The 12,515-nt window shown below is 68.7% G+C and carries 12 protein-coding genes and 1 tRNA gene; 4 read left to right on the top strand and 9 right to left on the bottom strand.

Features of this window, described 5'->3' with window-relative positions; genetic code table 11:
* Positions 1-10: 10 nt before the first annotated feature.
* Both AC1DB8_RS03305 and AC1DB8_RS03300 read right to left on the bottom strand, forming a co-directional pair.
* Positions 11-472, bottom strand: a complete 462-nt coding sequence (locus AC1DB8_RS03305; protein WP_476892158.1) for a GatB/YqeY domain-containing protein — start codon at positions 470-472, stop codon at positions 11-13.
* 133 nt (positions 473-605) lie between these two features.
* A complete protein-coding gene (locus tag AC1DB8_RS03300) occupies positions 606-1,745 on the bottom strand; it encodes a hypothetical protein (protein ID WP_476892157.1) in 1,140 nt (379 codons plus the stop codon).
* Positions 1,746-2,104: 359 nt separating this feature from the next.
* Here AC1DB8_RS03300 and AC1DB8_RS03295 point away from each other — a divergent pair, with 359 nt between their 5' ends.
* On the top strand, positions 2,105-2,518 hold the full coding sequence (locus tag AC1DB8_RS03295) for a hypothetical protein (RefSeq protein ID WP_476892156.1): 414 nt from the start codon (positions 2,105-2,107) through the stop codon (positions 2,516-2,518).
* A 163-nt stretch (positions 2,519-2,681) separates the two neighbouring features.
* On the opposite strand, the gene AC1DB8_RS03290 is transcribed toward AC1DB8_RS03295, so the two are convergent.
* The 5 genes from AC1DB8_RS03290 to galU form a co-directional block, all read right to left on the bottom strand.
* A tRNA-Ala gene (locus AC1DB8_RS03290) sits at positions 2,682-2,754 on the bottom strand.
* A gap of 46 nt (positions 2,755-2,800) precedes the next feature.
* Positions 2,801-3,601 carry an SDR family oxidoreductase gene (locus AC1DB8_RS03285; RefSeq protein ID WP_476892155.1) on the bottom strand — a complete coding sequence of 267 codons (801 nt, stop codon included), beginning with the start codon at positions 3,599-3,601 and terminating at the stop codon, positions 2,801-2,803.
* A 79-nt stretch (positions 3,602-3,680) separates the two neighbouring features.
* Positions 3,681-4,445 carry a hypothetical protein gene (locus AC1DB8_RS03280; RefSeq protein ID WP_476892154.1) on the bottom strand — a complete coding sequence of 255 codons (765 nt, stop codon included), beginning with the start codon at positions 4,443-4,445 and terminating at the stop codon, positions 3,681-3,683.
* A 300-nt stretch (positions 4,446-4,745) separates the two neighbouring features.
* Complete coding sequence (locus AC1DB8_RS03275; protein WP_441417107.1) at positions 4,746-5,387, bottom strand: GNAT family N-acetyltransferase; 642 nt, start codon at positions 5,385-5,387, stop codon at positions 4,746-4,748.
* A gap of 4 nt (positions 5,388-5,391) precedes the next feature.
* Complete coding sequence (gene galU, locus AC1DB8_RS03270) at positions 5,392-6,297, bottom strand: UTP--glucose-1-phosphate uridylyltransferase GalU (protein WP_441417106.1); 906 nt, start codon at positions 6,295-6,297, stop codon at positions 5,392-5,394.
* 109 nt (positions 6,298-6,406) lie between these two features.
* On the opposite strand from galU, the gene AC1DB8_RS03265 reads away from it, so the two are divergent.
* The 3 genes from AC1DB8_RS03265 to AC1DB8_RS03255 all read left to right on the top strand — a co-directional run bounded on the left by AC1DB8_RS03265 (position 6,407) and on the right by AC1DB8_RS03255 (position 8,289).
* Positions 6,407-7,036 (top strand): 5-formyltetrahydrofolate cyclo-ligase, encoded by a 630-nt coding sequence (locus AC1DB8_RS03265; RefSeq protein WP_476892153.1) that lies wholly within the window; start codon positions 6,407-6,409, stop codon positions 7,034-7,036.
* 137 nt (positions 7,037-7,173) lie between these two features.
* On the top strand, positions 7,174-7,425 hold the full coding sequence (locus AC1DB8_RS03260; protein WP_441417104.1) for an FmdB family zinc ribbon protein: 252 nt from the start codon (positions 7,174-7,176) through the stop codon (positions 7,423-7,425).
* Positions 7,426-7,722: 297 nt separating this feature from the next.
* On the top strand, positions 7,723-8,289 hold the full coding sequence (locus tag AC1DB8_RS03255; protein WP_476892152.1) for an RcpC/CpaB family pilus assembly protein: 567 nt from the start codon (positions 7,723-7,725) through the stop codon (positions 8,287-8,289).
* 33 nt (positions 8,290-8,322) lie between these two features.
* Here the strand turns inward: AC1DB8_RS03255 and AC1DB8_RS03250 are convergent, their stop codons facing one another.
* Both AC1DB8_RS03250 and AC1DB8_RS03245 read right to left on the bottom strand, forming a co-directional pair.
* Positions 8,323-8,610 (bottom strand): hypothetical protein, encoded by a 288-nt coding sequence (locus tag AC1DB8_RS03250; protein WP_476892151.1) that lies wholly within the window; start codon positions 8,608-8,610, stop codon positions 8,323-8,325.
* Between the two features lie 52 nt (positions 8,611-8,662).
* Complete coding sequence (locus AC1DB8_RS03245) at positions 8,663-12,478, bottom strand: AAA family ATPase (RefSeq protein ID WP_476892150.1); 3,816 nt, start codon at positions 12,476-12,478, stop codon at positions 8,663-8,665.
* Positions 12,479-12,515 lie beyond the last annotated feature (37 nt).

The raw sequence follows: 12,515 nt of genomic DNA, 5'->3' as shown, positions 1-12,515 counted from the left end.
GTGTCCCGTTTCAGGCCAGGCGGCTGCGGACGATCTCGCTGACGGACTTGCCGTCGAAGCGACCGGCCACCTTGGCGGTGACCGGCTTCATCACCGCGCCGATGGAGCGCATGGAGAGCTCCTGACCGTCGGCCTTAAGCGCAGCGATGGCCTCGTCGACGATCGTTTCCACCTCGTCGCGGGTGAGCGCCTTAGGCAGGTATGCCTCGATGATTTCGGCTTCAGCGACCTCGGCGGCGGCGCGGTCGGTTTCGCCGGCTTCGGTGAAGATGCGGGCGGTGTCGCGACGCTTGGCGGCTTCCTTCTGCAGCAGCGACGTCACCTGGGCGTCGTCTAGCTCAACCGGCGTCTTGCCTGACTTCTCCCGGGTGCTGATCTCGCCCAGGACGTTGCGGACGGTAGTCAGCGCGGTCTTGTTGCCGGCCTTCATGTGGGTGACAACGTCTTCTTTCAGGCGCTCTTTGAGCGTCATGGTGTCCTCTTTCCTAGATCGTTAGCGGGGTGCCCTACAGGCCAGTTTCCCCCAGGAGCGTGCGAATGACGATGCCGGGCCGCCTACGGCCTGCCGTCCACAGGTACAGGCCGTTGTTTCCACCGCTCCCCGCTCAGACTTCGGGCCTGCACGCCCCCTGGCCGAGAACGGACAGGCCTGTGAGGTCCCCGGCCTGGTACGTGGTTACCCCGGGGACGGCCGTGGGGTTCATCAGCTGGGCCGGGTCCTGGACGTGGCCCAGGCCCACGACGTGGCCGAGCTCGTGTTCGATGACCCCGCGGGCGGGCGCCAAGCCGTCCCGGAGGATCAGGGACTGCATTGCGGGCCCGTTCAGTTCCAGCTGGCCGCTGACGTAGGTGACCTCGGTGCCGTCCCGGCTGAGCGCGGCGCTGCCGCCCAGACCCATGACGTTGGTTCCCACGGCGTAGTTGGTGAAGCGGGGCTCCTCGGCTGTGGTCTCCCAGGCGATAAGCACCGGCGCCCAGCGGTCCCCGTACCGCGCCGGCTGGTAGGACTTGTGCTTCGCCGCCGGGGCCTCCGTGGTGGCTCCGTCGTTGATAAACACCAGCCCGGTCGCCCGGGAGACGGCTGCGATGGCCTCCTTGATCAGTCGGGGCCCTTCCGCCGGCTGGTTGGCGGCGCGCGTGACGTAATGGATAGGCCGGCAGGGGTCGTAGGCGGCCGGCCGCTTGTCCTTGCCGGTGGCCGTAAACGCGTAGGAGCGGGATTTGACGGTGACCGGCGCGGGTCGACCCAGCGGGGCGACGGCCTCTTCGCGCCCGGGTGTGGGGTGGTCCGCAGCCGCGCGCGGGGTGGGCGCCGGAGTAACCGCCGCAGGAGCCGCCGCCGGAGTCCGGGGCCTTGCACCGGCGGACGGAGCGGTGCGGTACACCAGGGGGTCGGATGCGCCGGCGGCAGGATCGCCCGCGGGTCCGCCCAGGAACGACGACGGCTTCAGGTCACCTTTGAGGTACAGCAGGAAACCGCACACGAGCGCAATGGCCGTCAGGACGGCGACAGCCTTGAACAACCGTCCCAACATCCTGCCGAGGGCCCGGAGGAGGCGGACCGGCCACGGGGCGCGGCGCGCCCAGACGTCCCGGACGGTCGAGGAGGTGTGGACCTGGCTGGGGTCCCAGCCGGGCAGCAGCGGGGCCGGGTTGCCGCGCCAGCCTTCCGGCGGGGCCTGGCTGCCGGCCGTTTCTTCAAGTTTCCAAAGCGGAATCCGCCTCGGCTCCCCCGGATCACTCATCGGCGCCCCTACCCCCGTCGTCGTCGGCTCCGGTGTCAGCGTAAGGGAATTCGAGGCGCCGCACTACGTCAGGGGCTCCGTTGGCCCGCTGAACGGGCAGAAAGGCGCAGGATGGGGGCATGACTCTCGGGCGGCGCCGCAGGGTCCAGGCCGACCTTGGCCGCCCGGAGCGGCACGATGCGCCGGCGCCGGGCCGCGGGCGAAGTCTGGTTAGCTCTACCGCTTTCTCCCCGGGTCGGGTAGCTTGATGCCCTGTCGCATGCTGGGGGGTGATGGCAGCCGCATTTTCGTCAGTGCGCTGCGCCCATCCACTACTCCAGGCCCCGCCCGGGGCTTCCGCCCCCAACGAAGAGGTTGTCATGCGCTTAGTAACCCGAACCCTTGCCCCGATTGCTCTGTCCCTGGCTTTGCTGGCTCCCGCTGCCGCCGCGACAGCGGACCCCGCCGAATCCGAACGGCATCAGTCCTACAACAGTGGGATCAACACCTGCAACGGTGAATATGTCGAAGTGAAGGGGAGCTTCCACATCGTAACCAAGCTGCAGAAGGACGGCACCTATTTTCACCGCTACGTCTATCAGGGCATTGGCCTTGGTGACCAGGGCAATCGATACGTGATGACGACAACAAATAAGCTCACCTCGTCGAGCAGCGATTTCTCGCAGGACATTCGCGTCATGATGGTCAGCCAGGGGTCTGCACCCAACCAAGTGATCATCATCCACTACGGCCCGGGCGGAAGCTCAAGGACGACCACAGACTGCCGGGGCTGAGAGTCGGTTGCCGGACTGGGGGTCTCTGGGCCCTCCCTGGCCGCTTGGCCGCCACGCGTCCTCGCCGGCTGGCCAGGCGGGCGCCGTCGGATTCGCGTGTACAGCTAGGGCCTAAACGAACGTTCTTCCAACGGCGCAGGGATTCAAAAACCCCTGCGAATTGTGGAGCTAAGGAGATTCGAACTCCTGACCTCTTCGATGCGAACGAAGCGCTCTACCAACTGAGCTATAGCCCCGCAGCAACGCCGCTCCCGGAGGAACGGCGTTGTCAACGTTCCTAGGCTACAAACTATCGGCGTGCATTGCCAGCCAGCCCTCGAATGTCTGCGTGCCGTGTCGCTCGCCGGGGGCCAGGTTGAGGCCGGCGCGCAGGTAGTTGCCCATGCCGCCGGGCAGCGGCAGTTCCACTAGCCGGCCGCGCGCCCCGGTAGCCTGCCGCCAGCTGTGGGCCAGCTCGCGCATCCCGACGATCTCCGGACCTCCGACGGTCCGGACCCGGTGCTGCACGCCGGACGGCGCCTCCAGCGCCGACTCCAGTAGTTCCGTGGCCACCTCTGCGGGCGCAATCGGCTGGAACCGGGCGCCCTTCACCACTGGGATCAGCCGGATCCTTGCTCCGGCGGCAAACACGCCGGCGAGCAGGGAATGGAACTGCGTGGCCCGAAGCACCAGGGTTTCAAGCCCGGAACGCTCGTAGACCTGCTCTTTGGCCGCCTTCGACTTGTAGTAGCCAAAGCTGCTCCGGTCGCAGTTGACGATCGAGAGCATGACAGCCTTCCTGACGCCGGCGTCCTGGGCGGCAGCGAGCAGCCGCGCTCCGCCGTCGGCGAAGTTCTTCAACGCCCTGCCGGATTGTCCCTCAAGGCAATCGATGACGACATCGGCTCCGGCCAGCGCGGCGGCCAGCCCCTCCCCCGTGGTGACATCCCCACGGAAATACTCTGCGCCGTCGTCCCGGCCGGCCTCCCCCGGCGCGGGCGGACGACGGCTAAGCACGGCGACGCGGTGTCCGCCCTCGACGGCCTGCCGCACCACTTCACGGCCCACCTGGCCGGTTCCCCCCGCAACGCAGATTCTCGTCATGCTCGTCAGGATAACTCCCGCGGGCAACAAAAAGCCCCGGGCGGCCGATGCGTCGGCTGCCCGGGGCGGGAAGTTTGAGTCAGGCGCGTCGGCGCTGCAGGACGTCGTCGAGGTTGCTCAGGGCGCTCTGCCCCTTGCCCATCACCTTCGACTCGGCAGCAGCCGCCTCCGGCTGCCGGACGGTGGCCTGCTTGAGCGAGGGCTTGCCGACGGCTTTCGGGGCTTCCGGCAGGTCCAGAGGCTCCGGGGCGGGGCGTTCCGCCTTGGGCGCCTCCACATACGTCGGCTTGGGGACCTCCACGGGTTCCCAGCTGGAGCCTTCTGCAGAGGACGGGTCGCCGACGCGGCGCACGGACGTATCGCCCGAGGCGGCGGCCTCGGCCAGTGCCGCCTGCCGCAGTTCGTCGGCTGTCAGGGGTGCGGGGGCGGCCTGGGGCTGCGCGGCGCCTGCTTCTGCATCGAAGAGCGGACTCTCCTTGGCGGGCACCGCAGCTTCCCGGACGACGTCGGACTGCGCCGGGGTCTCCTCGGAAGCTCTCCGCGCCGGGGCGCCCATGGCCGAGCGGAACGCGGCGTTCACCTTGCGCCGGCGGTCCCGCACCGCAAGCCTGCGGAGCAACACGACGGCGGCAACGGCCCCGAGCAGGGTGGCGGCGGGCAGCCAGCCCGAGCCGACGCCGAAGAGCCGAAGGGCGGCGGACACGACGCCGGTGAGCAGCGAGAGCAGCCCCAGCACGGCAAGTGCCAGCCGGCCGTAGCGGATCCGGAACGCCGGAGCCGCCGGTTTCCGATCGCCGGGGTTAGTGGAACCCGGGGCTGACTCGGGGCGCTGCGTACTCGTCATCGGTGTCTCCTGCGGGGCAGCCATCTTCATGAGGTTTCCGGCTTGGGGGTCTGCTTTTTCTACATCCACGGCATTCATCAGGAGCTCCCCCGCCGGCTGCAGCTGGGGGCGGCCGTTCCGGAGCATGTAAGGAGCCACCCATACGATCCAGAGCGCAACAGCAATGACAAGGATCACTGAGCTGCTAAGAGGGAAGTCCACAATCAAAACCGTATGAGCAAGACGGCGGAGCGGGCGGCATTGGCAGCGGTGTGTCGCGAGGCAACTGCCAAATCACTGGATATATGACGAAACTGCTGGTCAGGCGGGGGTTTCCGGTGCCTGTGCGGGGCGTGTTTCCAGCCACCGGGCCAGCAGGCCCCCGGGGACTTCCTCGGAGGTCAGGGCGAAGGTGCGGTGGTCCGCCCATGCGCCGTTTATGTGCAGGAAACGCGGCCGGTAGCCCTCGTCGCGGAATCCGAGTTTTTCCACCACCCGCAGGCTCGGACGGTTCTCCGGCCGGATGTTGATTTCCATCCGGTGCAGCCCCAGGGTCCGGAAGCAGTAGTCAGTCGCCATCGCGACGGCGGTGGGGGCTATGCCCTGGCCGGCGCGGTCCTGGTCGACCCAGTAGCCGAGGGTGGCCATCATGGCCGAGCCCCAGACAATCGAGGAGACCGTCAGCTGCCCCACGATCACCGGTTCCTTGAACCCGGGAGTCCAGGCAGCAATGACAAAGGGAAGCGCGGTGGCCTGCGCCGCCTGGGCCTTGAGCGACCGCACCATCTGCCGGTAGTCAGGCAAGCCGCCGCCGGGTACCGGGTTGGACGCTTCCCAGGGGGCCAGCCACGCGTCGTTGCGGGCCCTAAGCTCGCTCCACTCTTTGCGGTCCCGGTACCGGATCGGACGCAGCACAAGATCGCCGCACTCCAGGGTCACCGGCCAGGTGAAGCTGCCCCCCATGGGACTATTTCGTCAGGCTGGAGGCGAAGCCGGGCAGCCATTCGCGCAGACCGGGGCCGAGGTCATCGCTGTCGCAGGCGAGCTGGACGCAGGCCTTGAGGTAGCTCAGCTTGTCGCCCGTGTCATAGCGGCGGCCGCGGAAAATGACGCCGTACACGCCGTAGCCTTCACCTTCGCCGGCGGAAAGTTCCTGCAGGGCGTCGGTGAGCTGGATTTCCCCGCCGCGGCCGGGCTCGGTCCGCTCGAGGACCTCGAAGACCGCGGGGTGCAGCACATAGCGGCCGATGATGGCCAGGTTCGAAGGGGCCTCGTCGACGTCGGGCTTCTCCACCAGCTGCTTGATCCGGACGTACTCCTCGCCCTCAACCGGCTCGACGTCGGCGCAGCCATAGGCGCTGATCTGCGAGGGGTCGACCTCGATCAAAGCCACGACCGAGCCGCCGGTCTTTGCCTGGACCTCGATCATGGTGCTGAGCAGCTCGTCGCGGGCATCGATGAGGTCGTCGCCCAGCAGCACGGCAAAAGGTTCGTAACCGACGTGCTGCTTGGCGCGCAACACGGCGTGCCCGAGGCCCATGGGGTCGCCCTGGCGGACGTAGTGGATATCGCCCAGGTTGCTCGCGGCCTGGATGGACTCCAGCTTGGCGGTGTCGCCCTTGGCCTCCAGCGTCGCTTCCAAGGTGGGCACGCGGTCGAAGTGGTCCTCGAGGGCGCGCTTGTTGCGTCCGGTGATCATCAGGACGTCGTTGAGGCCCACGTTCACGGCTTCCTCGACCACGTACTGGATGGCCGGCTTGTCGACGACCGGCAGCATTTCCTTCGGCATCGCTTTGGTGGCCGGAAGGAAACGGGTGCCGAGGCCCGCAGCAGGGATGACGGCCTTACGGACGGAGGCGTTGGGTGTAATCACTCGACTAATCTAACTGAGGGGGCAAAACATCAGGTAATTGTCCCCACCGGCACGGCAGCCGCGGCAGCCGACATCATCAGGCGCCGCCCGGGCGAGAGGACGCCACCGCATGAGCACCAAGGAAGAGATCCGTTCGCGGCACCGGCTGCGCCGGACAGCGATGTCGCCGGCGGAGCTGGATGCCGCCGGTTCGGCAATCGCCCGGCACGGGCTGGCGTGGGCCTCCGGGCTGGCCGACGGCGGACCACGCACCTTCGCTGCCTACCTCGGCGTCGGTTCCGAGCCGCCCACCCTGCCCCTCTTGGCCGCCCTGCATGATGCCGGCCACCGGGTGCTGCTCCCGGTTTGCGAACCTGGACTGGCGCTGAGCTGGGTGTACTGGACTCCGGCCTCGGAGTTTGTCCGCAGCCGCTATGCACCCATCCAGGAGCCGACCGGTGAACGGCTCGGCACGTCCGTGATGCGGGACGTGGCCGGAATCTTCCTCCCGGCCACGGCCCTGGACCGTTCGGGCAACAGGATCGGGCAGGGCGGCGGCTATTACGACAAGTTCCTTGCGGCCCTCGCCGCCCTGCCGGCGGGCCCTTCCCGGGCTGGCGATGGCCCGCTGCCGACGGCGGCCGTCGTCTACGACGCCGAGGTACTCCCCGCTGGCAGCATCCCGGCGGAGTCCTTCGATCAGAAGGTCGCCGCCGCCCTGACTCCTGGCGGCTTGGTCCGGCTTGCCGGGCTTTCCTAGCCGCAGTCGGCGGGTGATAGAATTGGCACTCAGGCCCTGCGACTGCTAACGCGGTTTCCTCGTCCACCGATTCCGGTGGCGGAAATGCCGCTCCGGCAGCACGGGACCTGCTCGTTTGTCCAAGAGGAGGAACCCCAGTGCCCACGTATGCATATGCCTGCAAGGACTGCAGCCACGCCTTCGAGACCGTGCAGTCGTTTACGGACAGCTCCCTGACGACCTGCCCGGAGTGCCACGGGACGTTGCGCAAGAAGTTCAACAGCGTCGGCGTCGTGTTCAAGGGCTCCGGCTTCTACCGGACCGACTCACGCGACAGCAAGGGCAGCGCCGTCGCCCCCGCTGCCAGCCCGGCTGCGAGCTCCGCACCGGCTTCCGCCGCCGCCAACTAGTACCCGGCAGGCCGGCACCCTCGCGGTTGTCCACATAGCGCCGCCCGGGCCTGACGCCCGCTGGCTTCCCCACCATAACGTGGCGACATGGCCCACCGCAGCCGCCGCACACTCTTTTCCCGATCAGCACCGTCTTACGGGTCGACGCCGCGTTTCAGATCGGCTCCGTCACCGCTTCCGCGCGCTGCCATCCGCCCTGGCGCCCGCCGCAAATTTCCGCCGAGGCGGCGCTTCCGCGGCTGGCTGGGCAGACACCGCCGGCTGGTCATAGCCCTGCTGCTGTGCCTCGCCGCCGGCATGGCCGTGCAGCAGCTGACGCCTGCGCCCGAAGCCACCGTCACCGCGTGGGCCGCGGCCAAGGATCTCCCGGCCGGCCGGGTGCTGGACGCGGCCGACGTCGTCGCCATCCAGATCCCGCCCGGCGTTCTGCCCGCCGGCCCGCTTGACCCTGCCGGACTGGACGGGAAACAGCTCGCCGTGGCCCTGCGCAAGGGCCAGCTACTCTCCGACTCACAGTTCGTCGGCCCCGGGCTGCTTGCCGGCAGTCCGCCGGGTTCGGTGGCCGTGCCACTTCGCATGGCAGACCCTGCCTCGATCCAGCTGGTCTCCCCAGGCCAGCTGGTCAATGTCGTGATGACGAGCGGCGACGGTTATGAAAAGGCAGCCGCTTCCCGGCTCCTCGCTTCGGCTGTTCCGGTCCTGTGGACCTCAGCGCAGGGCGGCCGGGCCGGCCCATGGCTCGACGCCGGGGCGCCGGACGGCCTGATCGTGGTGGCCGCGGACCCTGACCAGGCCCGCCAACTCGCCGGAGCGTCCACGCAGGGCAAGCTGTTCTTCGTCCTGGTCAGGGCCACGCGCGGATAGCGAAGGCCGCCGGCTGCTTCGCCGGCGTGCGGGTCAGCCCCAGTGCGGCGGCCGCTGCTCCTTGAGCCAGGCATCGTGGTCGTAGCTCCCGGGCTGGTCGCCCCAGCGGCGCGGATCGTCTTCGGCCGCCTTGTTCGGCAGCAGTCCGCCGGAAGCCGCGGCGCCGGCCCCCGGCTGCCCCTGTGGTTTCTGGGCGGGCGCTTCCTGATTCCGTTCAGCGGTGTCCGGGGCAGTCACGTTCGGGTCGCCTGCCTGCTTTGCGTCACCGCTGTCACTGCCGTCACCGTGGTTGTTGTTTTCGTTCTCGCCGTCTGCGCTCATGCCGCCGGCCTCCTTGCTGCAAATAACTGTTCAGTGCCTCCGGGCCTGCCGGTCAGCCCCGGTCAGCTGCGGCCGGAGCGTAGGCATCTTGCCCGTCTTCGACGCTCAGGTTTTCGATGTCGTCGGAGAAACCGGGCGAGGGGCGCACCCGGCTCGGCGCCGCAGGCTTCTCCAGTCCGAGGTAGCCGCCGATCCGGTCCGCGCAGGCGGACGGATCGGTGAAGACTTCTATTGTCCATAGTGGCATGTACCGCCAGCCCATGCGCTCCAGCAACTGCGGGCGGAGCCGGCTGCGCTCACGCACTGTCATCCGCCGGTACCGTTCGGTGCCGTCAGACTCGATGGCAACCGGGCGGGGAATCTCGGCGTCGTCCTGGCCGATAGTGTGCATCGGGTCGGCCGCGGCAACCATGTCCAGGACGCCGTCGTACTGGTGCCAGACGCGGGCGCCGCGGGCACGGAGCCGGTCCCCGAGATCGGCCACAAGCGGGTCGGCGCCAAGGGCCTGCTCGCTGGCCGCGGCACGGGATGCCGGGCTCCCCAGGTCGGAGTTGCCGGCGATCTCGCGGTCCAGGAGCTCGTAGAAGTCCACCGCGCCGTGGCTCAGGCGGGTGACGTCCAGGTCCTCGGGCCGGAAGCAGCTCAGCACGTGCAGTGAACGCCGCGCCCGGGTCATCGCCAGGGCGAATTTAGCACGGCCGCCCTCGGCTGAAAGCGGCCCGAGGCTATGCAGCGCACGCCCGTGCGGGGTGCGGCCGTAACCGGGCGAGAAGATCACATGGTCGCGGACCAGCCCCTGGGCCCGTTCGAGGTCCACGACCCGGAAAGATTCGTCGCCGGCGGTGAAGAAACTGCCCAGCACCGGGTAGTTGGGCAGCTGCCGCCGGATGGCCTCGCCGATCCGGGCGGCGTGACGCAGGCTGCCCGTGACAACCGCCAGGGAGGTGCGGGGGCGCAGCCGTGCGTGTTCGAAGACCAGCTCCACCACACGGTTCACTTCGGCCACGACGGATTCGACGCCGTCGTGGTCGGCGCTCGGCAGGCCGGTCCCGTCCGGCAGGTATTCCACTGTCAGGGCCCGGTCCAGGCCCGTGGCCGACTGCCCCTCCGGGAGCCGGCGGAGTCCGCCCTCGTAGAATCCCTTGCTCAACTGCCGGACCAGGTCCTCGTCGACGGCGCGGTAGACGGTCCGCAGTTTCCAGACCGGCAGCACGGCGGCCAGGGCCTGGTAAGCGCTGTCCACCGGCTGGTGCGAGTTCTCACCCGCGGCGAGCCGCTCGACCCCCACGGTGAAGCCGCGCGGGCTGGCGATTTTGTCGTCGCCAAAAGCAATGACCTGCCGGGAGCGCGCCACGGCGGGCAGCACGGCCTGCAGGGAGGTCGCCTCGGCGTCGAGGATCACGACCGCGTCGAAGCGCTGTTCGGCCGGCAGCAGGCTGGTCATAAGGTAGGGGCTGACAGACCAAACCGGCACGAGCATGGGCACGAGCTCCGGTGACTGCGCGGTCAGTGCCGCCGGAGTGACCCGCCCGTCCTTGAGCAGGCTGCGCAGCAGGTCGGCCTGGCGGGGGTGCTCGCTGAGGGCGGCGCGCCACCGCTCGGCCAGTTTCCAGCGCAACCGGGCGGCGCCGCTGGCGATGTGCGCGTTGTCCGCGAGGCGGTACTCCGCCTCGAGCTGGCGGAGTGCGTCGCCGTCGGACATGGCGAGATAGTCGTCACCGCTGATCATGGCTTCGAGGGCCGACTGCCACCAGGCCAGCTCAAGCTCCGCGGCCACCGACTCGGCCGGCACCTCGCGCTCGGCGAGGTCCGCGAGCAGCTCGCCCAGGCCGTGCTCGCGCATGTTCTCCACCAGCAAGGTGCGCTCGGGCAGGGTCTCCAGCGTGCCGGTGTCCGCGACGAGGCGTTCCAGGCGCTCCACCAGTTCCTCGTACGGGGTGTCCCGGACCGCTCCGCCGGCAGCCGTATGCCGCACGGCCTCACTCAGCTCGGCCAGCTCGGAATCCAGCTCCCGGTACAGGGCGGTGATCTCGGCCAGCCCGGAGGGAACGGCAGGGTGGCGCTGAGTGGTGGCGTACCCCGACCAGGTGGCCCGCTGCTCCTGGACCAGCACCAGCGAACTGTGAAGGTCCGCGATGTGCACGCCCGGACGGACGTACTCCTTGGCAACGCGGCGCAGGCGTGAGCGTTGCATCGACGCCATTTCGATGTTCCGCTCGCGGCGCCACGAGGACGGGGCGGTGGCCGAAATCAAATCATGGACGGGCCGGTCGAAGATGTCGGGGGTGAACTTGTCCAGGCTTTCCCGGACCGCGACCAGCAGGTCGATCTGGTCCCCCCATTCGGCGAATGTCTCGCCGAGGCGGATCTCTGCGTGTTCGGCGACGCCGTTCATTCGTTCGCGCAGCTGCGGGAGCTTGTCCGCGACAGAGCGGGCCACCTGCTGCGCCTCCTGGGTCTCCTTGCGCGTCAGCAGCCGGGCGCCATGCCAGGGGCTCATGGTCGAGGCGCGGCTGAAGCTGCCCAGCTCGGCCGCCCGTTTGAGCCGTCCGGCCAGTTCCTCACGGTCCCGGATGCTGTCCAGCACGCTGCGCTTGAGCCGGACGGTGGTGGCCGGTGCCGGGTGGATGGCGGTCAGGGCCGCGAGCGACTGCATGGCCTCGTACGGCGAGCAGCCCCAGCGCTGGCGAACGTTGTGCAGGGATGCGACATGGTCCATCAGGGCGTGCCGGTGCTCGGTCAGGGTGGAGTGCAGGTTCTTCAGCTGCGGTTCGAGCGACTTTTCGTTGCGGACAATCGCGCGGACCAGCTGCCCCTTGAGCATCAGGGGCGTGGAGTTGCCGGCGAGCTGCACGAGCAGCGATTCGAGCCCCAACGTCTCCAGCTGTGCGGAAACTTCGCCCAGGCTGGCCCGGCGGTCGCCCACGACCAGGACGCTTTTGCCTTCATCGACCAAGGCGCCGATGGTGTTGATCGCGGTCTGGGTCTGTCCGGTGCCCGGCGGGCTGCTGACCACCAGTGAGTCGCCGGCGCGGACGGCGTCCACGACGTACTGCTGGTCCGTATCGGCGTCAAGCAGCAGGAGTTCGTCGGCGGGGCTGCGCTGGTCCGTGCTGGGAAAGCGCCCCTCTTCGAGGTGGGGAACATCCACCGGGTCGCCGGCCGCGGCACGGCCCAGCGCCGCCACGAGCGCGTTGTTCGGGTTGATCCAGGGGTCATCCAGGTTGCCGGAGAGGTCGGCGAACGTCGAGACGAGCAGGTTGTGCTCGATTTCGGCGCCGTGGATCGGCTGGATCAGGGTGCCGAGGCGGTCCAGCACCGGCTGCGGATCGTACCGGGCCGTGCTGTAGGCCATCCGAGTCACGGCGTTGACGTCGAAGACAATCCCGTGGATGGTCTTCAAGTGCCGGACCAGGGCGGGGTTGATCCGGGCCTGTTCCGTGAGCTGCAGTTCGTAATCGTCCTCGCCGGGGCGCACGGTGAGGGAAATGGCGGTGAGCATGACCGGCGCGGACACGCGCTGCGGCTTGCCCCCGACGGCGGAGGTCCAGACAACGGTGCCGGCCGAGAAGTAGCCGGCGTCGATGCCGCGGTCGTTGGCGAGCTCGAAGATCTTGGAGCGAAGGTTGCGCGAGGCCCGCGCGGCGACGACGTACTGCTGACGGTCACGGATCAGGGTCGACAGGCGGGTCCTGCGGCCGGCCATCAGCTGCGCCAGGCCCGAGGGATGCGCGTGAGTCAGGTCAATGGAGCCCTCGGGCGTTTTCGTAAAGCGCAGCATGGTGTCTGCTCCGGTAACGGGTTTGAGACCCGACAGCCATTTCCTGAACTCCTCGGAGCCCTCGGGGTGGCCTTGACCAACTGACACTGCTGCCTTCTTTTCTGTGCTCACGGTTTCTGTGCTC

The organism is Arthrobacter sp. 10N410, from assembly GCF_056394945.1.
Note: the sequence above shows the minus strand (reverse complement) of the source record. Positions and strands in the feature narration are given on the sequence as shown.